At 64.4% G+C, this 26570-nt stretch carries 31 protein-coding genes; 19 read left to right on the top strand and 12 right to left on the bottom strand.

Annotated elements, in window-relative coordinates; all coding sequences use genetic code 11:
- The 3 genes from QZ709_RS05210 to QZ709_RS05200 all read right to left on the bottom strand — a co-directional run.
- Window positions 1-1189 (bottom strand): recombinase family protein (locus QZ709_RS05210; RefSeq protein ID WP_294636225.1); only part of this gene is annotated, 1189 nt, incomplete at its 3' end.
- Window positions 1186-1635, bottom strand: a complete 450-nt coding sequence (locus QZ709_RS05205; protein WP_049246955.1) for a DUF2924 domain-containing protein — start codon at window positions 1633-1635, stop codon at window positions 1186-1188. The genes QZ709_RS05205 and QZ709_RS05210, both read right to left, overlap by 4 nt.
- Window positions 1635-1838 carry a hypothetical protein gene (locus QZ709_RS05200; RefSeq protein ID WP_294636224.1) on the bottom strand — a complete coding sequence of 68 codons (204 nt, stop codon included), beginning with the start codon at window positions 1836-1838 and terminating at the stop codon, window positions 1635-1637. The genes QZ709_RS05205 and QZ709_RS05200 overlap by 1 nt, the downstream gene beginning before the upstream one ends.
- Window positions 1839-2009: 171 nt before the next feature.
- Here QZ709_RS05200 and QZ709_RS05195 point away from each other — a divergent pair, with 171 nt between their 5' ends.
- The 18 genes from QZ709_RS05195 to QZ709_RS05110 all read left to right on the top strand — a co-directional run bounded on the left by QZ709_RS05195 (window position 2010) and on the right by QZ709_RS05110 (window position 16722).
- Window positions 2010-2288, top strand: coding sequence for a helix-turn-helix transcriptional regulator (locus QZ709_RS05195; protein ID WP_070527237.1), 279 nt, complete (start codon window positions 2010-2012; stop codon window positions 2286-2288).
- Window positions 2289-3101 carry a hypothetical protein gene (locus QZ709_RS05190; RefSeq protein ID WP_182265970.1) on the top strand — a complete coding sequence of 271 codons (813 nt, stop codon included), beginning with the start codon at window positions 2289-2291 and terminating at the stop codon, window positions 3099-3101.
- Window positions 3102-3198: 97 nt separating this feature from the next.
- Window positions 3199-4623, top strand: coding sequence for a hypothetical protein (locus tag QZ709_RS05185; protein ID WP_045785211.1), 1425 nt, complete (start codon window positions 3199-3201; stop codon window positions 4621-4623).
- Between the two features lie 13 nt (window positions 4624-4636).
- Window positions 4637-5566, top strand: coding sequence for a hypothetical protein (locus tag QZ709_RS05180; protein WP_294636223.1), 930 nt, complete (start codon window positions 4637-4639; stop codon window positions 5564-5566).
- A gap of 94 nt (window positions 5567-5660) precedes the next feature.
- Window positions 5661-5924 carry an AlpA family transcriptional regulator gene (locus tag QZ709_RS05175; RefSeq protein ID WP_045785209.1) on the top strand — a complete coding sequence of 88 codons (264 nt, stop codon included), beginning with the start codon at window positions 5661-5663 and terminating at the stop codon, window positions 5922-5924.
- Between the two features lie 11 nt (window positions 5925-5935).
- Window positions 5936-6412, top strand: a complete 477-nt coding sequence (locus tag QZ709_RS05170; protein ID WP_045785208.1) for a hypothetical protein — start codon at window positions 5936-5938, stop codon at window positions 6410-6412.
- Between the two features lie 5 nt (window positions 6413-6417).
- Window positions 6418-7179, top strand: a complete 762-nt coding sequence (locus tag QZ709_RS05165; protein WP_045787701.1) for a Bro-N domain-containing protein — start codon at window positions 6418-6420, stop codon at window positions 7177-7179.
- Window positions 7179-8003: an ATP-binding protein gene (locus QZ709_RS05160; protein WP_294636222.1), complete on the top strand. Its 825-nt coding sequence runs from the start codon at window positions 7179-7181 to the stop codon at window positions 8001-8003. The genes QZ709_RS05165 and QZ709_RS05160 overlap by 1 nt, the downstream gene beginning before the upstream one ends.
- Window positions 8004-8008: 5 nt before the next feature.
- Window positions 8009-8635, top strand: a complete 627-nt coding sequence (locus QZ709_RS05155; RefSeq protein ID WP_294636221.1) for a hypothetical protein — start codon at window positions 8009-8011, stop codon at window positions 8633-8635.
- A 9-nt stretch (window positions 8636-8644) separates the two neighbouring features.
- Window positions 8645-9145, top strand: a complete 501-nt coding sequence (locus tag QZ709_RS05150; protein WP_045785205.1) for a DUF6511 domain-containing protein — start codon at window positions 8645-8647, stop codon at window positions 9143-9145.
- Window positions 9142-9879, top strand: coding sequence for an isoleucyl-tRNA synthetase (locus tag QZ709_RS05145; RefSeq protein WP_045785204.1), 738 nt, complete (start codon window positions 9142-9144; stop codon window positions 9877-9879). The genes QZ709_RS05150 and QZ709_RS05145 overlap by 4 nt, the downstream gene beginning before the upstream one ends.
- A complete protein-coding gene (locus QZ709_RS05140) occupies window positions 9876-10130 on the top strand; it encodes a hypothetical protein (protein ID WP_012479843.1) in 255 nt (84 codons plus the stop codon). Before QZ709_RS05145 ends, QZ709_RS05140 begins: the two co-directional genes overlap by 4 nt.
- Entirely contained in the window at window positions 10127-12427 is a 2301-nt protein-coding gene (locus QZ709_RS05135; RefSeq protein WP_294636220.1) for a phage/plasmid primase, P4 family, read from the top strand. The genes QZ709_RS05140 and QZ709_RS05135 overlap by 4 nt, the downstream gene beginning before the upstream one ends.
- A 141-nt stretch (window positions 12428-12568) precedes the next feature.
- Complete coding sequence (locus QZ709_RS05130) at window positions 12569-13045, top strand: crossover junction endodeoxyribonuclease RuvC (protein WP_045785202.1); 477 nt, start codon at window positions 12569-12571, stop codon at window positions 13043-13045.
- A gap of 1 nt (window position 13046) precedes the next feature.
- Window positions 13047-13256, top strand: coding sequence for a hypothetical protein (locus QZ709_RS05125; protein WP_294636219.1), 210 nt, complete (start codon window positions 13047-13049; stop codon window positions 13254-13256).
- Window positions 13249-13710: a DUF6362 family protein gene (locus tag QZ709_RS05120; RefSeq protein ID WP_045785200.1), complete on the top strand. Its 462-nt coding sequence runs from the start codon at window positions 13249-13251 to the stop codon at window positions 13708-13710. The genes QZ709_RS05125 and QZ709_RS05120 overlap by 8 nt, the downstream gene beginning before the upstream one ends.
- Before the next feature lie 331 nt (window positions 13711-14041).
- Complete coding sequence (locus QZ709_RS05115; RefSeq protein WP_045785199.1) at window positions 14042-15454, top strand: site-specific DNA-methyltransferase; 1413 nt, start codon at window positions 14042-14044, stop codon at window positions 15452-15454.
- The gene (locus tag QZ709_RS05110; protein WP_045785198.1) at window positions 15451-16722 is read left to right on the top strand and encodes a site-specific DNA-methyltransferase; all 1272 of its coding nucleotides are present in this window, start codon (window positions 15451-15453) and stop codon (window positions 16720-16722) included. Before QZ709_RS05115 ends, QZ709_RS05110 begins: the two co-directional genes overlap by 4 nt.
- Here QZ709_RS05110 and QZ709_RS05105 read toward each other — a convergent pair.
- The 9 genes from QZ709_RS05105 to QZ709_RS05065 form a co-directional block, all read right to left on the bottom strand.
- Window positions 16680-18053: an EAL domain-containing protein gene (locus QZ709_RS05105; RefSeq protein ID WP_294636218.1), complete on the bottom strand. Its 1374-nt coding sequence runs from the start codon at window positions 18051-18053 to the stop codon at window positions 16680-16682. The genes QZ709_RS05110 and QZ709_RS05105 overlap by 43 nt on opposite strands.
- A 125-nt stretch (window positions 18054-18178) precedes the next feature.
- Window positions 18179-18847: a c-type cytochrome gene (locus tag QZ709_RS05100; protein WP_221892517.1), complete on the bottom strand. Its 669-nt coding sequence runs from the start codon at window positions 18845-18847 to the stop codon at window positions 18179-18181.
- Between the two features lie 11 nt (window positions 18848-18858).
- Complete coding sequence (locus QZ709_RS05095; RefSeq protein WP_045785196.1) at window positions 18859-20106, bottom strand: molybdopterin-dependent oxidoreductase; 1248 nt, start codon at window positions 20104-20106, stop codon at window positions 18859-18861.
- A 37-nt stretch (window positions 20107-20143) separates the two neighbouring features.
- Complete coding sequence (locus QZ709_RS05090; RefSeq protein ID WP_294636227.1) at window positions 20144-21496, bottom strand: beta-propeller fold lactonase family protein; 1353 nt, start codon at window positions 21494-21496, stop codon at window positions 20144-20146.
- Window positions 21497-21528: 32 nt separating this feature from the next.
- Entirely contained in the window at window positions 21529-21948 is a 420-nt protein-coding gene (locus QZ709_RS05085) for a DUF305 domain-containing protein (RefSeq protein ID WP_294636226.1), read from the bottom strand.
- A 72-nt stretch (window positions 21949-22020) separates the two neighbouring features.
- A complete protein-coding gene (locus tag QZ709_RS05080) occupies window positions 22021-22863 on the bottom strand; it encodes an anti-sigma factor (RefSeq protein WP_066708469.1) in 843 nt (280 codons plus the stop codon).
- Window positions 22860-23387, bottom strand: a complete 528-nt coding sequence (locus QZ709_RS05075; protein WP_174525469.1) for an RNA polymerase sigma factor — start codon at window positions 23385-23387, stop codon at window positions 22860-22862. Before QZ709_RS05075 ends, QZ709_RS05080 begins: the two co-directional genes overlap by 4 nt.
- Before the next feature lie 39 nt (window positions 23388-23426).
- Window positions 23427-23867: a nuclear transport factor 2 family protein gene (locus QZ709_RS05070; protein WP_066708472.1), complete on the bottom strand. Its 441-nt coding sequence runs from the start codon at window positions 23865-23867 to the stop codon at window positions 23427-23429.
- A gap of 117 nt (window positions 23868-23984) precedes the next feature.
- Window positions 23985-25031 carry a YeiH family protein gene (locus tag QZ709_RS05065; RefSeq protein WP_045785193.1) on the bottom strand — a complete coding sequence of 349 codons (1047 nt, stop codon included), beginning with the start codon at window positions 25029-25031 and terminating at the stop codon, window positions 23985-23987.
- A 131-nt stretch (window positions 25032-25162) separates the two neighbouring features.
- Here QZ709_RS05065 and QZ709_RS05060 point away from each other — a divergent pair, with 131 nt between their 5' ends.
- Entirely contained in the window at window positions 25163-26077 is a 915-nt protein-coding gene (locus QZ709_RS05060; protein ID WP_200899120.1) for a LysR substrate-binding domain-containing protein, read from the top strand.
- The last annotated feature ends 493 nt before the right edge of the window (window positions 26078-26570 follow it).

Genomic DNA, 26570 nt, shown 5'->3' with positions numbered 1-26570 from the left:
CGTTGAGCCGTCCCATCGCCATCACCGTGGTGGCTTCATCGACTTGTCCGCCATTGCGCTGGATATGACGCACCACCGATGCGATGGATTCCGGGCTGGTCAGCACGGTGCGGATCTGGGCCACCACTGCCGCCTCGATCTCCGGCGCAGGTAATCGCTCGTAGCTCTTGCCCGGTGCTCCGAACCGGCTTTCCGACTTGGACACGTAGTAGTGGTACTTGCGCCCGTTCTTGCGTGAGTAGGTCGGGTACATCCGTTCGCCCGAGGGGGCGTACAGCAGGCCGCGCAGCAAGGCGTCGGTGCGCGACCGGATCTTGGTTTCCACCGACCGGGCGTGTCCATCCCTGGCCAGCACCGTGTGGACCTTGTCCCAAAGCTCCTGGTCGATGATCGGCGGGTGAGCGCCGGGGTACCAGTTCCCCTTGTGCGACAACTCGCCCAGGTAGATGCGGTTGCGCAGCAGCTTGTGCAGGTACTTTTTGTCGATGCGCGTGCCCTTGCGGGTCTGGCCCTCCTGCGTCGTCCAGGCCTTGGTAGTGATGCCGTCGGCGGTGAGATTGACGGCGATCTGGGTTGGAGAACCAATGGTCAGCATCTCCTCGAAAATGCGACGCACCACCGCCGCCTCGGCCTCGTTGATGACCAGCAGGCGGTTGTCGACGTCGTAGCCCAGGGGCGGGACGCCACCCATCCACATCCCCTTGCGCTTGGCGGCGGCGATCTTGTCGCGGATGCGCTCGCCGGTGACCTCGCGCTCAAACTGGGCGAAGGACAGCAGGACGTTGAGCATCAGCCGACCCATCGAGGTGGTGGTGTTGAACTGCTGGGTGACTGACACGAAGGACACCTCGTGGCGCTCGAACACTTCGACCATCTTGGAGAAGTCGGCCAAGCTGCGCGTCAGGCGGTCGATCTTGTAGACCACGACGATGTCAATCTGGCCGCGCTCAATGTCCGCCATCAGACGTTTCAGCCCGGGCCGATCCGTGTTGCCGCCTGAGAAGCCAGGGTCGTCGTAGTCGTCGGCCACCGGAATCCAACCCTCGGATCGCTGGCTGGCGACGTAGGCGTGGCCCGCCTCCTTTTGGGCGTCGATGGAGTTGAACTCCTGGTCAAGCCGTTCATCCGAGGACACCCGACAGTAGACGGCGCAGCGCTTGCGAGCCTTGGTGCTGGCGATCTCGCTCATCGGGCACCTCCCTTGCTCAGGCCAAAGAACAGCGGCCCCGACCAGTGCGCGCCGGTGATGTGGCGGGCCACCGCCGTCAGGCTCTTGAAGTTGCGCCCCTGGTACTCGAACAGCCCCTCGGCGGTGACCGTCACCCGGTGCTCGCGCTCGCCCCATTCGCGCAGCAGGATCGTGCCCGGCGCGAAATCGAACTCGCGCGGCTTGGCCCGCAGCTTGATCTTGGAGTGTTTTGCGCCGATGGCTTCCAGGCGCTGCTTGGTCTCGGGCGCAAGGCCACCGAAGGCCTCCTCCTGCAGCTTGTAGGCGATCCGGGACTCGACGTGCGTGCGGTTGGGGTAGTCCGGGCGGCGCGGGAAATACCGATCCCATACGGTCCAAAGCTCGGACATCGGCAGGCAGGCCAGCTCCGCGATACGTGCGGCGACGGAAGCTTGTTTCTCGTTCATCACAACTTCTCCTCTTGATAGGGGGTTGTATGAACGCGCTGGTCGGGCAGGAAGCCAAGGCCTCCCCTTGTCGAATTGGCTCTCTGTTTTGGCTCATCCGCAGCAAGGGTGCGGACGATGGCAGCCGCAAGGATGGCGGCGATTTCGCCAGCACGGGCGCTGGCGGACATCTCGGCAGGAGATGCAAGTTCGAGGTTTTTCATGACGGCTCCGGGGAATTGCAACCGTCATGGATAGTGAGCCTGATCTTCCGAAGCGGATGGCAATTCCGGGTAATTGGCGGCAAAAACTTTCGCGTTAACTAAACAGTTGACAGACGGAACTTCTCGCAGTACGCTCCAGGCATTAACTAATCACGCAACTAGGAAACGACCATGCCTTTCGGAGCCTTCATTCGCAAACAGCGCGAAGAGAAGAACATCCAGATGAACGAATTCGCGCGTCAGCTCGAGATTTCGCCTGCCTACTGGTCACGCATCGAACGCGATATGGAAAAACCGCCCAAGGACGAGCTGATCCGCAAGGCAGCAGAGATCTTGGGCATCGACCCGGACGACGCCTTTGTCGAAGCCAGTCGCCTGCCGCCGGATATGCGTGAGGATGTGGGCAACGTGGTGCGGATGTACCGCCGGGAAGTCACGGAGAAAAAGTGAATGCCGGTTCTGACCCTCGACTACCGGCATTGCGACCGCAAGCGCCCCAAATTCATCAAGCACGTTGAGATCGAAGCCATCGCAGCACTCGCCCGCCAGCAACTGGTGGGAAGCGGTGTTGATGCCATTGCCTTCGACACGCTGCGCCAGATCGACCGTTTGAAGATCAACGGTATCGACTTCGCGCTCGAGGTCAGCACTGATTGCGAGGTGCATGACGAGGATGGCAACCACGTTTTCGGCATCTGCGAGTATGACCCCTACGCACCAGACACCGCGATGGTGTGCGTGTCGCCCGTCGGCGAAAAACTCAGTGAGCTGCTGGCTCTGAGCACGCTGGCACATGAACTCGGCCACGCTGTGTTCGATGCCCCAGGCTGGATCATGGACGGCGGCAAAGGCCCAGGACTGTTCGATGCCCTGGAGCCAGTCGTGCAGCGCGCCTACCGCACCACCACGCCGGACAGCGAGCACTTGGCAAAAGTACCTACAGCCCCATCAGCAGCAATGGCGACGGAAGTGCATTTTGCCGAGCTGCGTGCCAACGAATTCATGGGCTCGCTGCTGGTGCCGCGCAAGCTCTTGAGCACGGCAGCTGAGGAGCTGGCATCGGAATACAACGTCAGCATTCATCGTGGCCCGTCGCTTGATCCGGAGATTCCCGGCACCAGCATGCAACTCGCCGCCAGCGACGCCGCCGACATGGAATTGCTGCAACGTGCGCTGGCCCTGCGTTTTGGCGTCAATCCACGCTTTGTGCAGGTGCGCCTGCAACGCTACGGCCTGATCCGCCCGGAGAACGCCGTGCGCTGATCATCACCATCCCATCCGCGCCGACCTCGCGTCGGCATTTTTTGAATCTCGCAGTTAACAACTCGCGCAATCGCGCACTTTACGAAGGAGTCTGCCTATGCCTACCGGTCACACCACCACCGCCCAGCAGGAGAAAGCGGTCAACCCGAAGTCGTCACCGAAGCGGGCGCGCGAGCAACGGTCAGATGATGGCCCTGCCATCCTGCCCGGAATGGAGCATTTCGTCGATCTGCTGCGCAAGGTCAAGCGTCCGGCGCTGGTGGTGCGCCTGCTTGAACTGGCCAGCGGCGATGCGTTGCCGGAACTTCAGGCATTGGCCGATGCCTCGAAAGGAAAACTGCCGGTCGAATCCCGTCAGGCATTTTTCCACTGCGTGGCCAAACTGGATGCTGCCATCCGCCTGCGCCTCGAGGATGCCGTCGAACGAGTGATCCTGCTCAGCGATGACTACGGCGCTCAAGCTGTTCAGGCGGTGCTCGACGCCAGGCGCGAAGACGATGCCACCGTGCTCGCAATGCCCAGCGACCGCCATAGCCGCGCATTGCACCTCTATCTCCTGCAGGAGTTTCCCGAGGCTGGAGCACGCCGCGAAGCGCGCTTCGATCACGCGGAGCACGAACAGGTGATGCACCGCCAGTGGAAAAGCGAGCACTTCTCCAGCCACTACCTTGGCCCCAAGGGCGTGGAGCCGAAAAATGGCGATGACATCCAGGAAGCACTTCGCACACGGATTGCAGAGCTGTTCCCGCATGTGCCGAAAGAGCAAATCCTGATCGAGCAGTTTGTGCGGTGCGGCTTGTCCCACGCACAGCGCGATGACGATGAAGATGCCGACGACGAGCCGCTGACACAGCTGCACACGCTGTGCGCAACCTTCAATGGTTCTACGGCGCATTACCGGCAGGTGGAAGACGGCCAAGTGGTCGACCACGAGGAACCAGCTGCCATGTCGGCACGCTTTTCCTGGGAACCGGCAACCGGGGCGCTGACAGTGTTCTGCGAAGACCGGGAAAAGCGCCGGGAGCTTGCCACCATCTTCCGCGACGTGGCGCTGGCGCACGAGGGCGCGATTGACGACATGCCGATGCGTCAATTCGATCTGCTCGGGTTCTCGACCTCGGCCATGCTCAAGCGGCTGGAGCAGGATCGCATCGCGGACATCGAGCGCATCGACATTCTTCAGATCAAGGTGGCCAAGCCCTTTGAACAGTTGCTCGAGCTTGGCGGCAAGACCGTCGCTCGGCAGCTGGCGAGCAAGATGGAGATCACCCGCGATCGGCGTGACAGCCGCAACGTCTATCAGGTCGCCTACGAGGATTACAGCGCCGAAGATCTGAGCCAGTACGCACTGGTACAGGTGAAGCTGGTGATGCGCATGGCGACACAGCCCCACCGCAAGGCGCACAACGTCGCCGTCCAGATCACAGCCCCCAACGGCCTGAACGACAAGAGTAAGACCGAGGACGACCGCAAGCGCGTACTGGAGCAGTTGATTCGCCTCGGCGTCTTGAGCGAATTCTGAGGGAGCGTCGACGATGTCATTGCATCTACGCTTCTTCACCGCCATCGACAGGCTGTCGAGCCTGGATACACCAGTGCTGGCCACAACGTTCGGACGTGACCGTTCTCAGCTCCTGCAGCGGGGCTGGATCACCGACGAGGGTCATCTCACGCATGTCATGGCCCCGTTCCTCGACTCTGAATGCGAGGTCGAGATCGAGGCCGATCCCGATGCGGGCTGCTACCGCTATCGCAGTCCGCTGGATGGGCGCACTGTGGTGCAGCCCTTGAACGAGATCGCACTGTGCGGTATCCAGATCGAACGATGGCTGACCGATCTGGCACGCATGGTAGGCATCGAAGATCGGCGACGTGCCAGCCGCCCATGCCTCACGCCACAGCATCTCTGGCATCTCGGCGACCTGCGCGTCGCCGGGACGCATGATTTTGCCCCGGTGTTTGTTGGGCGCGCGTGGGCACGTGCGCCAGCCGTCAATACATCTTCTGTTCTGGCTGATCCTGCATGGTCACGCGGCGGTGTGATTTTGCAGGCCCGCCAAGTTCAGGCAGATCTGCCCCGTGATCATGTGATCCGGGCGCTCGATGAGTTCGTTCGCCTGGACGATGGGCAGGATGTTTTCGATGCAAGCGCATTCGACCGCGTGCTGCGCGGCTACGTCACGCCTAGCGGTGAGTCCGAGCCATTGCAGTACCTGCAGGGCACCCGCGTGAAATTGCCTCACTTTGCTTCATCACGATTGGTGAGTGATACGCGCGCAGCAATTCTGAAAGTGATGTGGGGCGTGGAAGGCAAGACACCTCCGGCCATGAAGTGGGCAGACGTCAAGACGCAAGTTCACTCTGCTGCCCGGTCATTTGATGAGGCCTTTGGTGACAAGGAAACAAGAGAGGACTTCCTCGTTCTCGTGAAGTCTGGCGGCTACTACCAAGTGCGCCGCCAGTAGAAGTCGTAGTTTTTTCCGGAGCCCGATCCGGATTCAGTCCGTAGTTCCATGCGGAGACTTCGATGTGCCCATTTCATCTAGGAGGCACATCGAAATGCAAACCCAAGTTCCAGCAACCCAAACAGGTCGGGATTCCTTCCGACCCAACCCCGGCAGTGCCGTGTGCATCGCCCTCGACGAAAACGAGCTCGCCATCCGCTGGGGGCTCTCCGTCAAGACCCTGCGCCGCTGGCGTCAGGAACAGCTCGGACCGATCTACTGCAAGCTCGGCCGCCGGGTCACCTACCTCCTGCACGAAATCGAAGCCTTTGAGCGGCGCGTCTCGCGTTACTCCAGCTTCACTCGTGCGTATCAGTGAGGAGGACGGCCATGAGCGATCTAACCATCTTCCCCGCCGACATCGCCGAGATGTCCGTCAGCCAACTGGCTGCACTGCCGCCCGAGCAGAAGCGCGAGATCGACAAGAACCTCGACGCGGCTATCGACTGGCTCAAGAAGGCCCGCACCAAGTTCGACGCGGCGCTGGATCAGTGCTACGGCGAGCAGGCCCGCGCCGCGCTGCGTGAATCCGGCCGCGATTTCGGCACCGCCCACATCAGCGATGGCCCGCTGCGGCTCAAGTTCGAGTTGCCCAAGAAGGTCAGCTGGAACCAGCAGCAATTGACCGAAATCGCCGAACGCATCGTGGCGTCAGGCGAGAAGGTCGAGGGCTACCTCGACATCAAGTTGTCCGTCTCCGAATCCCGCTTCACGAACTGGCCGCCTGCCTTGCAGCAGCAGTTCGCTGCCGCTCGCACCGTGGATTCCGGCAAGCCGTCTTTCACTCTTTCCCTTGATTCGGAGTAATGGCCATGAGTGCAATCATTCCCTTCCAGTTTGAAGCGCACGCTGTGCGCGTTCAGGTCGACGACGCGGGCCAGCCGTGGTTCAACGCCGCCGACGTCTGCGCAGCTTTGGAACTGTCGAATCCGCGCGATGCTCTCGCCAAACACGTCGATTCGGATGATGTCGCAAAACGCGACGTCATCGACAACCTTGGACGCACCCAGCGCGCCAACCACGTCAACGAGTCGGGCCTCTACGCCCTGATCCTCGGCAGCACCAAGGATGCCGCCAAGCGCTTCAAGCGCTGGGTCACCCACGAGGTATTGCCCGCGATCCGCAAGACCGGCAGCTATACCGCTCCCGCTGCGCTGGGGGCCTTGCCTGCACCGACCCATGACCGTGTATCCGCGATTCTGCTGATCGGCGAGGCTGTGGCGAAGGTGCCGGGCGTCAAGCCGGGCATCGCAGCGGCGGCAACGCTCACCTGCATTCAGGAGAACACGGGCATCACCACCGAGGTGCTGCGCCGCGCGCTGCCGTCGGCCAACGAACCGATCTGCGCGCTCAACGCCACCCAGCTCGGCAAGCTGCTCAACCGCTCGGCCAAAGCCACGAACCAGATGCTGGCAGCGGCTGGCCTGCAGTTCCGGAACGACCGTGACGAATGGGAACTGACCGAGGCGGGTGAAGCATGGGGCGAGGCCATGCCGTACTCGCGCAATGGCCACAGTGGCTACCAGATCCTCTGGAATCCCGCCGTCGCCGATGAGCTGAAGGAGGCCGCGTGATGAGTCTTCCCATCATCTCCGCGCAGCAGCGCATGGCCGAACGCAAGGGCGTGAAGCTGCTGATGCTCGGTAAATCCGGCATTGGCAAGACCACCCGGCTCAAGGATCTTGACCCGGCCACCACGCTGTTCCTCGACATAGAGGCTGGTGACTTGGCGGTGGCCGACTGGCCCGGCGACACCATCCGTCCGGCATCCTGGCCGGAGAGCCGCGACTTCTTCGTGTTTCTCGCGGGCCCGGACAAATCGCTGCCGCCGGAGTCGGCGTTTTCGCAGGCGCACTACGACCACGTCATCGAGAAGTTTGGCGATCCGACTCAGCTCGAGCGCTATCAGACCTTCTTTCTCGATTCGATCACGCAGCTGTCCCGCCAGTGCTTCGCGTGGTGCAAGACGCAGCCGGGTGCCGTCAGCGACCGCTCCGGCAAGCCCGACCTGCGCGCGGCCTATGGCCTGCTCGGCCAGGAAATGATCAGCGCATTGACCCACTTGCAGCACGCACGCGGCAAGAACGTCGTGTTCGTGTCGATCCTTGACGAAAAGCTCGATGACTACAACCGCAATGTGTTTGTGCCGCAGATCGAGGGCAAACAGACCGTCGCCGCGCTCATCGGCATCGTCGACGAGGTCGTGACGCTGGCCGAGATCAAGGCCGAGGACGGCAGCACCTACCGCGCCTTCGTCACCCACACCGTCAATCCCTACGGCTTTCCGGCCAAAGACCGCAGCGGTCGCCTCGACCTGCTGGAGCCGCCGCAACTCGGCGCGCTGATCGCCAAGTGCGCAGGCGCCGCCACCCCCGCACGCATCGAATCTCAGGAGTAATCGCAATGACCGCATGGAATGACTTCAACGACGCCGACGCCCAGCAATCCGGCTTTGATCTGATCCCCAAGGGCACCGTTGTCCCGGTGCGCATGACCCTCAAGCCGGGCGGGTATGACGACCCGTCGCAGGGCTGGGGCGGCGGCTACGCCACCGAGTCTTTTGAGACCGGCTCGATCTACCTTGCCGCTGAATTCGTGGTCACCGGTGGCGATCACGCAAAACGCAAAATGTGGTCGAACATTGGCCTGCACTCCAAGAAGGGTCCGATCTGGGGCCAAATGGGGCGCAGCTTCATCCGCGCCGCGCTCAACAGCGCCCGCAACGTCCACCCGCAGGACAACAGTCCCCAGGCCGCCGCCGCGCGCCGCATTCAGGGCTTCCACGAACTGGATGGCCTGGAGTTCCTCGCCCGCGTCGACATCGAGAAGGATGGCAAGGGCCAGGACCGCAACGTGGTCAAGGTCGCGGTCGAACCCGATCACCCCGACTACGCCAAGTTGATGGGCGTGCCGCCCAAGTCCACGGGTGGGGGCACTTCCGGTGCTCCGGCACAGCCAGCGGCACCCGCGTATCAGGCAGCGCCTGTCCAACGCGCACCCGTGACGGGCAAACCGTCGTGGGCGCAGTGAGGGAGGCCGATGAAATGCTGGGTCTGCAAACGACAAGCACGCGGCTACGGCCACACGGACGGTCGATTCAAGACCGGCGATGCGCGCCGCTACGTGCTCGACTGGGTGTTCTGTTCCCGTCGCTGCCAGGACGCGTTCCACGCGCTGTACGGCAACTGGCAACAGGCCAAGGATGGCTACATCGGCAAGACGGAGGTCGCCATGATCGATCCGTCTGAAGTCGAACTGGCCGCCATGCGCCAATGCCTCAAGTCCTTCGGCGAGGCGGCGGGCGAGATCGGTTTTACCAAGCCTCTGGGCGACTACTCCGAGGCCGAAGCGCTGCGGGTGATCGATGCCATCGTCACTTGCTGGTCGGAGGCGATGGTCGCGCACCACGAGGTCACCAAGTTCCCGCCCGTGCGGGGCTTGCCGCCCACGCCCGATCCGCTGGCACCCGATGCCGCCAATCCGTTCGCGGATCTGGAGGATGACCTGCCTTGGGATGAACCGAAGGGGAAGAAGCCATGATGGACTTCAATTCCTCATCAAGCATCGCGGGCCAGGTCACCGCCCTGGTCGACGCCGGGTTGCAACAGGCCCGAGCCCGTCAATCCGAGCGCCAGTACCTCGGGGCCTCGCGCCTCGGGGTGGCCTGCGAGCGCGCCCTGCAATTCGAGTACGCCAAGGCTCCCATCGACCACGGGCGGGACACCCCGGGCCGGATGCTGCGCATCTTCGAGCGTGGCCATGTCATGGAGGACTGCATGGTCGCGTGGCTGCGGGAGGCAGGCTTTGACTTGCGCACCCGCAAGCCTGACGGCGAGCAGTTCGGTTTCTCGGTGGCAGACGGTCGCCTGCAGGGCCACATTGACGGCGTCATCGTGGGTGGCCCTGAGGGCTTTGCCTATCCCGGACTGTGGGAATGCAAATGCCTGGGCAACAAGTCCTGGAGCGATCTGGAGAGAAAGGGCTTGGCGATCTCCAAGCCCATCTACGCCGCGCAAGTGGCGATCTACCAAGCCTATCTCGAACTGCACGAGCACCCGGCGATCTTCACGGCGCTCAACGCCGACACGATGGAGATCTACACCGAGCTCGTGCCCTTTGATGCAGCCCTTGCCCAGCGCATGTCGGATCGTGCGGTGAAGGTCATCTCAGCCACGGAAGCAGGCGAACTGCTGCCACGTGGCTTCCATGACCCGACCCACTTCGAATGTCGGATGTGTGCATGGCAAGACCGCTGCTGGAGGACGCAAGCATGACCGATCACTCAACACCGGCCCAAAGCGTCGAGCCGATGATCGACGCCAAGCAGGCAGCGGCCGCGCTGCGCCTGCCGTACTACTGGTTTGCCGACCACGCGATGCGCAGCAAGTACCGCATCCCGCATTACCTGATGGGTGGTCTGGTGCGCTATCGGCTGTCCGAGCTTTCTGCGTGGGCAGCTCGCAGTGCCGCAGTCCAAGGCCGTACTGAATACGAGGTGGATGCTGCCGCCGAGGAGGTCGAATGACACTCGACTTCAACGACATTGCGCCACCGCCCGAGAACAACCGCCGCACCCTCAGCGACGCCGAACGCGAAGCACTGCGCGCCGATTTGCTGGCGTGCCTCGAGTCCGTGCTGTTCACTCTGTTCCCGGCAGGCAAGAAGCGCCGGGGCAAGTTCCTGATCGGTGATGTGCTGGGTAGCCCTGGCGACAGCCTTGAGGTGGTGCTTGAGGGCGAAAAGGCAGGCCTATGGACGGATCGTGCCGACAACTCCGGCGGCGATGTGTACGCGCTGATCGGCAATCACTTCGGCATCGATGTGACCCGCGACTTTCCCCGCGTGCTTGATGCCGCTGCCGATCTGCTCGGACGCTCGCGCTCCGCACCAGTACGCAAGGCCAGCAAGAAGGACGTGCCGGTCGACGAACTCGGCCCCGCCACCGCCAAGTGGGACTACCTCGACGCCCAAGGCCATCTCATCGCCGTTGTCTACCGCTACGACCCGCCCGGGCAGAGGAAGCAGTTCCGGCCCTGGGATGCCAAGCGGCGCAAGATGGCACCGCCCGACCCGCGTCCGCTCTACAACCAGCCAGGGATGACCAGTGCCGCGCAGGTGGTACTGGTCGAAGGCGAGAAGTGCGCGCAGGCCCTGATCGACGCGGGCATCGTGGCCACCACGGCGATGCACGGCGCGAACGCTCCGGTAGAAAAGACCGACTGGTCGCCGTTGGCCGGCAAGGCCGTGCTGATCTGGCCCGACCGTGACAAGCCGGGCTGGGAGTACGCCACGCAGGCGGCACAGGCCATCCTGTCGGCGGGAGCCAAATCCTGCCACATCCTGTACCCGCCCGAGGAAGCCGCCGAGGGCTGGGACGTGGCCGACGCCATCGCCGAGGGCTTCGATGTCGCCACCTTCCTCACCCACGGCCCGCGTCTGCAAATGCATGACCTGGCCGACACCGATGAACCCGTTGCTGGCAGCGACGAATCCGTCTGGGGCACCGAAGATGCGCTGGCACTGGCCTTCACCCGCCGCTACCACCGCGACTGGCGCTATGTGGCCGCGTGGGGTCGCTGGCTGGTGTGGGACGGGCAGCGCTGGCGCACCGAGGACACCCTGGCGGCGACCGATCTGATCCGCAGCGTCTGCCGCCAGACGGCTGTACGCGCCGACAACCCCAAGGTCGCCGCCAAACTGGCCAGCTCCGGCACGGTCAGCGGCGTAGAACGGCTGGCACGGGCGGATCGCAGGCACGCGGCCACCACCGACGAATGGGATGCCGATCCGTGGCTGCTCAACACCCCGGGCGGCGTGGTCGATCTCAAGACAGGCCGGATGCGCCCGCACGAGCGCGCCGATCGGATGACCAAGATCACCACAGCCACGCCCAGCGGCGACTGCCCGACCTGGAGGCAGTTCATCGACGAGGTCACGGGCGGTGACAAGGAACTGCAGTCCTATCTGCAACGGATGGTCGGCTACGCGCTGACCGGATCGACGCAAGAGCACGCGCTGTTTTTCCTGTACGGCACAGGTGCGAACGGCAAGTCGGTGTTCGTCAACACGCTGGCCACCATCCTGGGTGATTACGCGACCAATGCGCCGATGGACACCTTCATGGAAACGCGCACCGACCGGCACCCGACCGATATGGCGGGACTGCGCGGCGCGCGCTTCGTGGCGGCCATCGAAACTGAACAGGGAAAGCGCTGGGCCGAGTCGAAGCTCAAGAACCTCACCGGTGGCGACAAGATCTCGGCGCGCTTCATGCGCCAGGACTTCTTCGAGTTCTTCCCGCAGTTCAAGTTGTTCGTGGCGGGCAACCACAAGCCCGCCATTCGCAATATCGACGAGGCGATGAAACGCAGGCTGCACCTGATCCCTTTCACGATCACCGTGCCGCCCGAGCGCCGCGACAAGAACCTGCAACAGAAGCTCCTGGCCGAACGTGACGGCATCCTCGCGTGGGCCGTGCAGGGCTGTCTCGACTGGCAGCGCCACGGACGACTCTCTCCACCGCAGCGCGTGGTGGACGCGACGGAGGAGTATTTCGAAGCCGAGGACGCCCTGGGCCGCTGGCTCGATGAGCGCTGCGTGCGCGAGCCCAACGCCAAGTCGCTGACCGCCGAGCTGTTCAACGACTGGAAGCTGTGGGCTGAAGCCTCTGGCGAGTTTGTCGGCGCACAACGCCGCTTCTCCGATCTGCTCATCACGCGCGGGTTGGACAAATGGCGCAACGGGATGGGCGTGCGCGGGTTCCAGGGCATTGGCCTCAAGCACCCGCCGACCCCTGCCTACACCCCCTACGCGGACGACTGACCCCCATGAAAACCACGCGGTCTGACGCAGCTGACGCAGTTTGTCGTAACTCCTACGCGTGCGCGTGTGCGCGCGCCTCATGGAGAGTTTCGTCACGAAGTGTCAGCTGCGTCAGATCCGCACCGGATAAGGACTGACACCATGACCACGACCATCCTCGCCCTCGATCTGGGCACCATCACCGGCTGGGCACTGCGCGGCAGTGACGGCCACATCACGAGCGGCTCCGAGAGCTTCCGACCGCAGCGCTTCGAAGGCGGCGGAATGCGCTTCCTGCGCTTCAAACGCTGGCTCACCGAACTGAAGGCCATCACCAGTGACATCGACTGCCTGCACTTCGAGGAGGTACGTCGCCACGTCTCGACCGATGCTGCCCACGCATACGGCGGTTTCCTTGCCACGCTCACTGCGTGGTGCGAGCACCACCAGATCCCGTACCAAGGCGTGCCTGTCGGCACGATCAAGAAGCACGCCACGGGCAAGGGCAACGCTGGCAAGGACGATGTGATCGCTTCCGTCACCGCACGCGGGCACGCGCCGGTCGACGACAACGAGGCCGATGCCCTGGCGCTGCTGCACTGGGCGATCCAGCATCACGACGACGGCCAGGAGGTGTGACGTGAAAGTTCCCACACCGCAGTACCGCTGCCCCCTCGGGCGGCTGCAACCTCAAGCCACGGATCTGGATGCGATCAAGGAATGTGGCTGGCATGACCAGCGCATCCTGGTCGTCTCCGCTGACGACGACCGTCTCGACTGGATGGAGCGTGAACTGGTGCGCCAGATCGGCGAGCGCCTCTACGGTGCGGGAGGACGACGCCATGGCTGACCGTCGCAACGCGTGGACAATCGAGGACGTAGCCGTCCGCTTCGAAGAGGCGGCCAGCACTGCACGCCGTTTGCCACCCGTTCGGGTGCAGGGCTACTTCAACTGCTGGCCTGCGATCAAACGCATGTCCTGGGAAAACCTCGGCGCGGAACCGACGGTCTACCGCTTTCCTCCCGACCCTGCTGCCATCGAACGGATGCTGGAAGTCATGCGCTGGGTCCAATGGCTGGAGGAGGAACACAGGCACTTGGTCTGGATGCGGGCCAAGCGCTACGGGTGGCGGGACATCACGATCCGCTTCGCCTGCGACCGCACGACGGCATGGCGGCACTGGCAGCGGGCATTGCAGACGGTCGCCGACCACCTCAATGCAGCACACGTCGATGTCACGGTGCGCACACAGTCAATACGCTCCGCGCAGCGAGACTTGACGAGGGATGTTCCAAAAACGTGAGCAATTTAGGGTAATGCTTGCCGTGTTTGTCCTCGCCTTGCCGTGCTTGTCCGTTTCGAGGCCCTGCAACCCTGCAACAAAACGGGCCGGTCGGGGGTAGTATTTCAGCTATCTTCTGGACAGAGGTGACGGCAGAGGGAGCAACCCATAAATCAACGGGTCCTTCCTGGCCAAAAACCAATGCGGGGGGCGCGAGCGCGGCGCTTTTTTAGCGTCAGGGTGCGAACCAAGGTTCGCACGGTTCGCAGTTCGCACCCCGTCAGTTCGCACCAACCCCAAAAACCCGCCCACGGTTGTCGTCGGCGGGTTTTCTATTTTCAGGACACCATCTTTGAATACGCTCAACGTCGAGTACCGCAAGGTCGAGGCGCTGATTCCCTACGCCCGCAACCCGCGCACACATTCCGAGGCGCAAGTCACCAAGATCGCCGCCAGCATCGTCGAATATGGCTGGACGAACCCGGTCCTGGTTGATGGCGACAACGGCATCATCGCGGGCCATGGTCGTTTGGCTGCTGCACGCAAGCTGGGGCTGGATCAGGTGCCAGTGATCGAACTGGCCCATCTCACCACCGCGCAAAAGCGCGCCTTGGTCATCGCCGACAACCGGCTGGCGCTTGACGCTGGCTGGGATGAGGAGATGTTGGCGCTCGAACTGGCGGAGCTTTCCGAAGCGGGTTTCGAACTGGCGCTGACCGGCTTCGAGAACATCGAGATCGATGTGCTGCTGGCAGATGCCCAGTCGACTGAAGGTGAACCGGCGGCGCAGGATGGTGTAGATGCCGATGAACCCGATACGACCGATGACGTACCTGACACGCCAGTGGTGGCGGTGTCGCGCGAGGGAGATGTCTGGGCCATCGGCTCGCACCGGTTGATCTGTGGCGACGCCACCGACCCAGCCGTGGTCGCCACGCTGATGCAGGGTGACACCGCGCAGCTTTGCTTCACCTCGCCGCCTTATGGCAACCAGCGCGACTACACCTCCGGCGGCATTGCCGATTGGGATGTCCTGATGCGCGGTGTGTTCGCACATCTGCCGATGGCGGGCGACGGACAGGTGCTGGTCAATCTTGGGCTGATCCACCGCGACAACGAAGTCATCCCCTATTGGGACGGCTGGCTGTCCTGGATGCGTCAGCTAGGGTGGCGGCGCTTCGCGTGGTACGTCTGGGATCAGGGGCCAGGCATGCCCGGCGACTGGCAGGGCCGATTGGCTCCCAGCTTCGAGTTTGTTTTCCACTTCAATCGCAGCACCCGCAAACCCAACAAGATCGTGCCTTGCAAGCACGCAGGCCAGGAATCGCACCTGCGCGCTGACGGGTCGTCCACGGCGATGCGCGGTAAGGATGGCGAGGTCGGCGGCTGGACGCACAAGGGTCAACCGACGCAGGACACCCGAATCCCCGACTCAGTGATTCGCGTGATGCGCCACAAGGGCAAGATCGGTCAGGACATTGATCACCCCGCCGTCTTCCCGGTGGCGTTGCCGGAGTTCGCCATCGAGTCCTACACCGACGCCGGAGACATCGTGTTCGAGCCGTTCGGCGGCAGTGGCACGACGATGCTGGCCGCGCAGCGCACTGGCCGCATTTGTCGCAGCGTCGAGATTGCGCCGGAGTACGTGGACGTGGCCATCAAGCGCTTTCAGCAAAACCACCCCGGCGTGCCGGTCACGCTCATCGCCACCGGCCAATCTTTCGACGAGATCGCCACTGAACGCGAAACGGAGGTGGCGGCATGAACTGGCTGGCCGACAAGATCGAGCAGTGGCCGACAGCCAAACTGCTGCCCTATGCCCGCAATGCGCGGACGCACTCGGATGATCAGGTGGCGCAGATCGCTGCATCGATTGCCGAGTTTGGCTTCACCAATCCGATCCTTGCGGGCAGTGACGGCATCATCGTCGCTGGGCATGGCCGCTTGGCCGCTGCGCAGAAACTCGGGCTGGAAATCGTGCCCGTGGTCGTACTGGATCACCTGAGCCCGACCCAGCGCCGCGCCCTGGTGCTCGCGGACAACCGGCTCGCGGAACTCGCGACCTGGGACGATGCCCTGCTGCGCATCGAACTGGAGGCGCTGCAGGACGATGGCTTCGATCTCGATCTCACCGGATTCGACGCCGATGCACTGGCAGAACTGCTGGCCGATGAGGAACCACAGATCGAGGGCCGGACGGAGGACGATGCCATCCCGGAGATGCCGGAAGAGCCGGTGTCTCGGTCGGGCGACGTCTGGCGGCTCGGGCCGCACCGCCTGGTCTGCGGCGACGCGACCACCGCCGAGGCCTACGCGCGCCTGTTTCCGGACGGCGAGCGGGCGGACATGGTGTTCACCGATCCGCCCTACAACGTGAACTACGCCAACAGCGCGAAGGACAAGCTGCGCGGCAAACACCGCCCCATCCTCAACGATGCGCTGGGCGAAGGCTTCTACGATTTCCTCTACGACGCGCTGGCGCTGATCATGGCGCACACCCGCGGCGCGATCTACGTCGCCATGTCCTCCAGCGAACTGGACACGCTGCAAGCGGCCTTCCGCGCCGCCGGCGGGCACTGGTCGACCTTCATCATCTGGGCCAAGAACACCTTCACGCTGGGCCGCTCGGACTACCAGCGCCAGTACGAGCCGATCCTCTACGGCTGGCCCGAAGGCGCGACGCGCCACTGGTGCGGCGACCGCGACCAGGGCGACGTGTGGCAGATCAAGAAGCCGCAGAAGAACGACCTGCACCCGACCATGAAGCCGGTGGAGTTGGTCGAGCGGGCGATCCGCAATTCGAGTCGTCCCGGCGACGTGGTGCTCGACCCCTTCGGCGGCTCGGGCACGACCTTGATCGCCGCCGAGAAGGCCGGGCGCGTGGCGCGGCTGATCGAGCTCGACCCGAAGTATGCGGACGTGATCGTGCGGCGCTGGCAGGACTGGACGGGCCAGCAAGCCACCCGCGAGGCGGATGGCCTGGCCTGCCGTTATGTACCGAGGTGGCCTTGCTCTTGGCGATCCACGTCCTGACCGAGATCATGACTCGGACATGCGCTTTGCAACCACCTGCGCGCGAAAACCTCGGCCGGCTCCGGACGGGCGAAGTAATACCCCTGTGCTTCGTCGCAACCCAATGCCAGCAAGTGTTCCGCCTGCGCTGCCTCTTCCACACCTTCGGCCAGGGTCTTGAGGCCGAGGCTCTTCGCCATGGCAACGATGGCGGACACAATGGCGAGATCGTTGCGATCGGTCAGCATGTCCCGCACGAACGAGATGTCGATCTTCAGTTTATGAACGGGAAATCGCTTGAGGTAAGCCAGTGAGGAATACCCGGTGCCGAAATCATCGATGGACAGCGCAAACCCGGCCGAGGTCAGGGCGCGCGTGACCTCCACGGCACGTTCCGGGTCGCGCATCATGCCCGACTCGGTCAGCTCGAGCTCGATTGCAGAAGACGCTGCACCGGATTCGCGAGCGATCCTAAGACACCGGTCAACGAAATCGTCGTCCTCAAATTGTTTCGCGGCCACATTCACCGCGACCCTTCCGGGCAGCGGACACCCTCGTTCCTGCCAATGCCGCACCTGGCGGCATGCCCCGGCGAGCGCCCATTCGCCCAATGTACCGATCAATCCCCGTTCTTCCGCGATCGGGATGAATTCGGCTGGGGAAACCATGCCCCAATCCGCATCATGCCATCTCGACAGTGCCTCGGCGCCTACGATTTTGCCGCTGGGCAAATGCACCTGGGGATGATAGTGGAGTTGCAACCGTCCGGCGGCAAGCGCGGTTTCCAGGCGATGGACGATTTCCAGCTTCCTCGCCAAATCCGTACCCATCTCCGAACGGTAGAAGCGATAGCCCCCGCCGCTGGCCTTGGCCCGGTACATGGCGATGTCGGCGTGTTTGAGCAGCTCCTCGGCCGAGCGTCCATCTTCTGGATAGAAAGCAATGCCGATACTTGCCTTGAGCGCAAAAAACCGTCCATTGATTGCGAGAGGTTCGGCGAGCGCTTTTTGGATACGTTCGGCGATGAGGGCCGCGGCCGACTGGTTGGCCCCCATTGCAATCACGACGAACTCGTCGCCTGCCAGGCGCGCCAGGGTTTCCTCCTCTCGCAATGCGGCCTGAAACCGCCGGGCGATCTCGATGAGCGCCCGGTCGCCGATGACGTGCCCCTGGGTGTCGTTGATCTCCTTGAAGCGGTCGAGATCCAAAAACAGAAGCGCCACCCGCTGTCCGTGGCGCTGGGCGCTCGCCAGCGCTTGCTTGAGCCGATCCAGGAACAACGCCCGGTTGGGCAGGCCCTGCAACGTGGTGGTGCGGGAGGACACGCCGGGGCTGAGCACCGTCGCGTTCATCGATCCGCAAACCATGGTCGCGTTGAGCGGCAACCCACAGGTGCGCGAGGTGGCCGATGACGCCGCGGCGCGGCTGGCTCGCGTGCGCGAACGCCTGGCGGCGGGATGAGGAACGCGGACCGGCGTCAGCGGCTCAGCACCCACTTCGCCAGCGTATCCAGCTCGGCCGGCGTCAGTCCCGGGTACGGCGGCATCGGCACCGTGCCCCACTTGCCGGCGCCGCCCGCGCGGATGTTGGCGGCCACCTGCTGCAGCGCATCGGCCTTGCCGGCGTATTTCGCCGCGACCTCCTTGAACGCAGGGCCCACGACCTTCTGCTCGACGGCGTGACAAGCGGTGCAATTGTTGGCCTTCAGCAGCGCTTCGGGCTGCAGCGACGCAGCGGTAGTGGGGGTTGCCGGTGCAGCGGTCTTCGGGGGCGGCGCGGCGGCCACCATGGCGGGTGCCGGTGTGGCAGCGGTGGTCTGCTCGGCGCCGTAGGTCTTGACGAGGTAGTCGACCATTGCCGGAATGTCCTCGTCGGAGAAGGGCGCACCGAACGGGTGTTTCATCTTCTTCACCGTGGCTTCCCAGTAGCTGCGCGGGGAGGTGGACGGCTGGTACTGCACATATTGCGCCGAATGACAGGTCATGCAGTTCTGCTGCACCAGCCGGTAGCCCGGCAGCTCGCTGGGCTTGTATGCGGCCGTCTCAGCGGGCAGCGTGATGTCCAGCGCGAAAGCGGCAGGCAGCGCGGCCGTCGCCGATATGATCCCCACGAGAACGCGCAGGCAGTAACGTTGTTTTGTGCTCATGCCTGTTCTCCTCATGCCGCGACGACGCGCGTGGTCTCGACGACGTTGCGCATGTAGCCGGCCGGGTTCCACAACGCGGACAGCGGCTGGCTTTGACCGATGCGGTTGACCGCGCGCACCTTCAGTTCATGAGCGCCTCGCTTGCTCGGCTTGAAGGCCACACTCCACTCGCGGAAGGAATACTTGCCCAAATCCTTGCCGAGCCGGGCTTCCGTCCAGGTGTGTCCACCATCGGCGGAGAAGGCGACTTCGGTGATGCCGAAGCCGCCGTCGAAGGCAATGCCGCGCACCACCGTCTCGCGCCCAACGCGCACCTTGTCGCCGTCGCGCAGGCTGGTGATGAACGAGCGCACGTTGAACCGGTTGATAGGCACGGTCTTGGCTGGCGCCTTGCCCGGCTCCACGCAGGCGCAGGCGTTGTCGGGAATGCGGTAGGCCGTACTCATCCAGAACCCGTCGAACGCCTTGTCCAGCACTTGAATGTCGGACAGGTGCTTGACCCAGTAGGTGCCGTAATGGCCGGGAACGATCAGCCGGACCGGATAGCCGTTGAGCATCGGCAGGTCCTCGCCATTCATCGCCCAGGCCAGCATCACCTCGCCGTCGAGCGCGTGGTCGACCGCGAGCGCCTTGACGAAGTCCGGGCTCTCGCCTTGCAGCGGCGGATGGTCCAGGCCATTGAAGCTCACCTGCACGGCACCGGCCTGCACGCCGGCCTTCTCCAACACTTTCTTCAGCGGCACCCCTGTCCAGCGTGCGTTGCCCATCGCGCCATTGGACAGCTGGCCGCCGTTGGCGCGCGGCGTGAAATGCCCGCGGCTGTTGCCGGAGCACTGGTTGACCGCCACCAGCTCCACCGGGTCGGCCAGACGCTTCAGGTCGTCCAGCGACAGCTCCAGCGGCGTGTTGACCTTGCCGCCCACGCGCAGCCGATAGCTTTGCGGATCGATCGAGGTGGGAATGCCGCTCCAGTGGTAGCGCACGAAGAACGCGTCGTTGGGCGTGATGACGCCTTCGTTGAAGACCGAAAACGGCGTCTCCAGCTGCGGCGGCCGGCTGGTCAGCAGGATCAGCGGGCGCTTCTGCGGAAAGGCCACCAACTCGCGCTCGCCATTGTCGAACGGCAACACGACGCGACCCGCAGTCGCCGCAAGCGCCTCGGCGGTCGGACCCATCAGGCCGGCACCGGCGCCGATGGCGCCCAAGGTCTTCAGCACACGGCGGCGCGCAGGCCAGGGGGGGGTGTCGTCACGCTCCATGTTTGTCTCCTTCTTCGAGTAGATGGGAAACCGCGCCCTATCGGGCGCTCACCAGAACTGCATTCGACGCCTGCGCCGCCGCATCACCTTCGACCACGAGAATCTGCGCGACGGAAGGCGTTTTCGACGACATGGTGGTCACCGCGTCTCGCAGCGGGCCGATCACCGTGCCGTTGGCCGCCCCGGCGGGGTTGGTCTTGAAACTCGCGATCGGCGAACGCTGGCTGCTCACATACACGTTGTACACCGTTTGCGGCTTGAGCTTGAAGAGGAAGACTTCCAGAGCGTCCACCAGCCCCAGGTTGCGCGCCACGACGAAGCCGCGGGCCTCTCCCTGCGTGGCTTTGAGCGTAATGTTGACTGGCTCGTCGTTGACGCGGGGCACGAGGTGGGCTGTGCCCGTGCCGCTGGGCACGGCGTTCGACACATAGACCAGCGCCTGCGGGGCCTGCCCCACGGGTGCGCGAGCGATCACCCGGTCGGTGGCGGTGTCGATCACGTCCACCGCGTCACCGTTTTCCAGCCCCACGTACATGCGCGTGCCATCGTCGGATGGCCAGATGCCGTGCGGTAGCGCGCCCACCGGGATGGTGGCCAGCAGCTTGGGCGTGGCGTCGGTGGTGTAGACCTTCACCACGTTCTCGCCGCCGATGGTCACGTAGGCCAGCGTGCCGCGTGCGGTCTTGGCGAACCCGAGGTGGTTGGTGATGAATCCGGTCTCGATCACGCCCTTGACCTGAAGCGTATCGGTGTCGATGCGGGTCACCTTGCCCACGTCCTTGTGCGTCATCCACACTTCCTTGAAGTCCGGGGTTAACTGCAGGAAGGGCGAGAACGGGCTGACCACCGGGATGCGCTTGATCACCTTGCGCGTGGGCACGTCGATCACGTCCACCTCCGGCGTGAAGCTGTGCACCACGAAGGCGATGTTCTTCTGCGGATGGAACAGCACCATGCCCGGCCCGGGCGCGGTTTCGATGCGGCCGACTTCCTTGAAGGTCGCGGCATCGATCACGGACACGTAGTTCTCGCCGCGCACGACCGCCCACACGTGCTTGCCGTCCGGCGTGAAGAACGCCTCGTGCGGCGAGCGGCCGATGTAGGCGATGCCTTTGACCTGGTTGGTGGCGGTGTCGATGAAGGCGACCGAATTGGAGCCGTTGGAAATCGCGACCAGGGTCTTGTGGTCAGGCGAGAAGCCCAGGCCGTGCACGTTGAGCTCACCCTTGTACAACGGCGACAGCACCTCCGGCCGCACGTTGCCCAGCCGGATCTGGCCCAGCAGCGTGTTGGACGAAGGATCGATCACCGACACCGTGTTGGTGTTCTGGTCGGCGGTGTAGACGCGATCGGCGGGGGCCGACGCGGCCAGCACGATGCCGCTGCACATCACCAGTTGCAGGGCGAGGAAGAGTCGTTTCATCATCGGGTTCCTTGTGTCGTTTCGGTTGAGTGGGATGGGTGCGCCGCTGCGGCCTTGGCGGCGGCATCGTCGGCATGCCGTGCAAGCCAGGCCTGCATCAGTCGAATCTCGTTGCGCTGCTCGACAATGATGGACAGTGCAAGGTTGCGCAGTTCCGGGTCCTTGGTGGACCGCAGCACAGCCTTGGCCATGTCGATGGCGCCTTGATGGTGCGGGATCATCATCACGACGAAGTCGTGGTCGGGGTTGCCGTTCATCGGGGCGGTACGCATGCCGTGGTCCATGACCGCCATCGCGTCGTCCATCAACTGGGCGAAGGACTTGGCGGTGCTGGCCACGAAGCTCGGCGGGGGCGGTGTCTGCGCTTCGGCCGCTGGGGAATGAGCATGCTGCGCCAGGGCCGGCAGGCTCGCCAGCATGGCCAGCGCCGCCATCGCCCACTGGCGGGCGGGTCTCGGTGATGTCATCTTGAAAGCGAGAGGCTGCATGGATCAGCTCGGTTGAAGTTGGGCGTAGACGGCCGTGGCGATGCGCGCCAGCTCGCCTTTGTCGATGCCGGCCGATAAGGCGTAACCGAACTTGCCGTCGATCCAATAGAACACATTGACCGGCCCCTCCTGCGCGAAGCGGAAGCCGGTATCCTGATTGGATGCTTGCTCGTTCGTGACGTACAGCGTCAGGCGCTGCCCCGTGGTGTCGTGGTACATGAACTGCGCCACCGGGCCGCTCGATCCGGGCAACAGGCGCCCGCCGATCAGTTCGTAGCCCAGTGCACCCAGCTTCGGGGGGCGGATCTTCGCGCCCAAGCGCTTGGACAGCCAGGCGACCAACTGGTCTTCCTGGTCGGCGCCGATCTCCACCGGTCGCCGCACGTCGGGGCTGTAGACCACGTGCGCGATGGCCGCTTGCCGCGGCAGGCTGCCGGCCGCCGCGTTGACGATGACCGCCGGCCCACGGGACGACTGCGCGAGCATCTCCGCGGTTTGCCATGCGCCGCGCCCCACCCAGCCGGCGCCTGCGCCGAAGAACACCAACGCAAAGCCTGCCGCCACGCGTTCGAGCGACCAGCGCGGCAGGCGTGCACCCGCGTGGCGTGCAGCGGCGCGCGTACGCGGCGCCCGGGCCGCGTGCAGCAAGGTGTCGGGGACGGCTTCGTCCAGCACCGCGCCGTACAGCGCCTTGATCGCCTGTTTGTCTTGCCGGTAGGCCTGCAAGCGCTGCGCCTCCTGCGGGCGCTCGGCCAGGTAGGTTTCGATCTCGGCGCGCCGGGATTCGGGCAACAGGCCGTCGACAAAGGCATGCAGATCCGCTTCAGTGATGGGCAACGGGTTCATTTCACCACCTTCAATGCCGTGGGTTGGATGCGTCCCTCCATCACGCCGCGCAGGCGCGCGCGGCCACGCGACAGCCGCGACATCACGGTGCCCAGCGGCACACCGAGCGTGCGCGCGATCTCGTCGTAGCTCATGTCCTCCAGCGCCACCAGCAGCAGCACCTCGCGCTGCTCGGGCGGGAGCTGCCGCAGTGCAATTTCGAGATCTCTCATTTCGAGGCCGTCGGTCTGTGAAGCCCTGACCGGCGACGCCAGCGCTTCTTCGTCCAGCGGCACGGCTACCACGGCGGGCCGGCGGCGCTGGTCCACATGCAGGTTGTGCAGAATGCTGAACAGCCAAGCGCGCATGTCGCCGTCCGGCCGCCAGTTGTCGATGCGGGCCCAGGCCCGCTCCAGAGCGTCCTGCACCAGATCGTCGGCAGCGGCGTGGTCGCCGACCAGCGCGCGAGCGTAGCGCCGCAGGCGCGGCAGGGCCGCCACCATCAGCGCGCCCGCCTCGGTCAACGCCACGTCCTGGGCCTTCATCGCGCACCGACGCCGTTCGCTGCCGTCGCCCGTGGCTGCTCAGTAACTGGCCACTGACAGTTTCGGATCGATCTGCCAGGTTTCGTTGACGATCTTGGCGTCGCGATAGGTCAGAACGTAGCGCACCTTGATCGGCTGCTTGCCCTCGAACTGCACGTTGGCCGTCACGGTGGCGCCCTTGGGGTTGGCCGATTCCTCCACCTTGTCGATCGACACCTTCAGAGTCCCTTGCGACTTGGTGAACTTCTCCCAGACCCCGCGGATCGCGTCAGCGCCCGCGTAGCTGCCATCCAGCGGCCCCCCAACCCAGGTGAGTTGGGCGTTGTCGGCGTAGCCCCGCATCAGCACGGCCAGATCGCCCGAGCCGATGGCCTGGAAGTGCGTGCGGGCGTCGTCGGCGGGTCCGGCGAACGCCGTGCCGCTGAACAGGGTCGCGAGAGCGAAAGCGGTGGCGGTGGCGGTGGCGGTGAGTCGTTTCATGATCGGTAGTCCTTAGTACGTGGGTGGAAGAAATGAGGTTGACATTGAGGTATACGGGAGCGTCGGCCGGTTTATTCCCGCCTGGGCGCAAAACTCATCGCCTCATCGCGGCATGCTTCACCCCAGCCAGTGGCTGACGGCCCGGTTCACACCATAGCCGCCGACCATCAGAAAACCGAACAGCGTGGCCGCCAGCAGCAAGGGCTTAAGGCCCGCTTGGCGGATGGCTCCCACGTGGGTACGCAGCCCGAGCGCGGCCATCGCCATGGCCAGCAGCACGGTGTCGAGCTGCACCAGGGCCGCGACCCATTGCGGCGGCAGCCACCCCAGCGAATTCACGCCGGCGGCGGCGATGAACACCAGCGCGAACCAGGGAATGGTGATGCGGGCCGCGCCACCCTGTCCGTCGGCCCGGTCGGCCCTTGACAGCGCCAGCAGGAACGGAGCAAGCATCATCACGCGCAGCATCTTGACGATGACGGCCGTGGCGGCGGCCGGCTCGCTGACGCTGCGCCCGGCGGCCACCACCTGCGCCACCTCGTGGATCGTCGAGCCCGCGTACACGCCATAGGCCTGCTCGGACAGGTGCAGGTACGGGTACAGCAGCGGGTAGGCGAACATCGCCAGCGTGCCGAACACGACCACCGTGGCCACGGCCACCGACACCTTGTGCGCCTGCGCGCGCACCACCGGCTCGGCGGCCATCACGGCGGCGGCGCCGCAGATCGCGCTGCCCGCGCCGATCAGCATCGAGGTCTGCCGGTCCAGCTTGAACACGCGCGTGCCCAGCTGCAGCGCGAGAACAAAGGTCAGCGCCACCATCAGCGCATCGATCACCACGCCGGCCCAGCCGATGGCGCCGATCTGCTGGAAGGTGATGCGAAAACCGTACAGCACGATGCCCGCGCGCAGCAGCCGGTTCTTGGAGAAATCGACCCCGGCAGCCGTGTGCGCGGCGATGGCCGGAAAGAACGTGTTGCCGGCCACGATGCCCAGCACGATGGCCAGCGTCAGCGCCGACAGGCCCCAGCGCCCCGCCCAAGGCGTCTGCGCCGCCACCATGGCGGCGGCGGCAAGTAGCCCCGCCAGCGCCAGGCCTTGCCACCAGGCACGCGTCCTCCAGCTCGGAGGCGCAGAGGTCGTGGCGGACAACGAGGTGGACATGGTCGGACTCCTTCACGGAAAACGTTGGCTGGCGCTTAGAGACCGCTATGAGCGCCGCGATGCACGTCAGCTTCCTGCATCTGGTACCATGAGTCCAATACATTCTTTTCAAGAAAACGTAACTTTAAGTTATGCGACTGAATCTTCACCTGCTGCGCGTGTTCTTCACTGTGGCTGAGCTGCGAAGCTTCTCGCGCGCGGCCGAGGCCCTGTTCATCAGCCAGCCCGCTGTCTCCAAAGCCGTGCGCGAGCTGGAATGCCAGATCGGCCTACCCTTGCTCGAACGTGGCGCGGGCGGCCCCAAGAGCGCCCGGGGCGTGCAACTGACGCCGGACGGTGCGGCGGTGTTCGAGCATGCACGGGGCATCTTTGCGCTGGAGCGGGCCGCGATCGAAGACGTGCAGGCGCGCGTGGGGCTGCAGCGCGGTCGCCTGCGGGTGGGGGCCAGCACCACCGTGGGTGCCTACTGGCTGCCCCAACTGCTGGCGGACTTTGTGCATCGCCATCCAGCCGTCGATGTGCAAGTGGTTCAGGGCAACACGCAGATGGTCTGCGAGGCCCTGCTCGACTGCCGCATCGACATCGGTCTGGTCGAGGGCGATGTGCACGACCCGCGTCTTGCAGCGCACACGTGGCGCGAGGAGCCGCTGTGCGTCGTCGCTGGCGTGCACTCGCCGCTGGCGCGCAGCCGACGCCTCACCGCCGCCACACTGAGCAGCGAGATCTGGCTGCTGCGCGAGCCGGGCTCCGGCACCCGCGACGTGGCCGACCGGCTGCTGCACGAACTCGCGATCCGGCCACAGCGATGCATAGAGATCGGCAGCAACGAAGGCATCGCCCGCGCCGTCGCGGCCGGCCTGGGGGTGGCACTGCTGCCGATGCGCGTGGTGCGCGAGCTGCTGGCGCTGCGTGAAGTGGCTGCCCTCAAGCTATCAGGCGCACCCAAGCTGGTCCGGCTCCTGTGGCGCGTGGAACTGAAGGGCCGTCCGCCGTCGCCGCTGGTGCTGGCCTGGCGTGAGGCGCTGGCGCGCCCGCTCGCGCACTGACCGGGCGCGAGCGGGCCGCTCTGCTGTCGTTGCCTTCAGGAGTAGTCGTCTGAGCTGCGCGAGTTACTGGCACCAGATCGCATTCACAAGCTGACCGAGCAGGAGTTCGTAGATGCCGTTTCCCGGGTGCACGCGATCCGAGACCAGGCCGTCAGGCAGGGATACGAGCACTTGGTCTTGCCTGACCGACCGCAGGCCGGCGACGACAAGGTGGAAAAGTTCGGCGAGTGGCTCTGACGGCAGCGATTCGCGGAACGCGATCCGCAGCGACGACTGCCGAAGTGGCTTATTGCTTCAATCGCCGATTCGATCTTAAAACCACCCTCCCGCGCCTGATCATCGCAGCGGCGCGTACGTGCGCTTGCCTGTTGAATCACGAGCAAAACTGAGCCAGGCGTCACGTCCAAAACTGAGCCACTAAGTTGACGAAGAAATGGACTGTTCGGATGTGGATAAGTCTACTGCGTGATCTGTCTGGGGTGCTCCTTTGGCC

The organism is uncultured Aquabacterium sp., from assembly GCF_913773725.1.
Classification (GTDB): domain Bacteria; phylum Pseudomonadota; class Gammaproteobacteria; order Burkholderiales; family Burkholderiaceae_C; genus Aquabacterium.
This window is presented reverse-complemented; position numbering and strand designations above follow the sequence as displayed.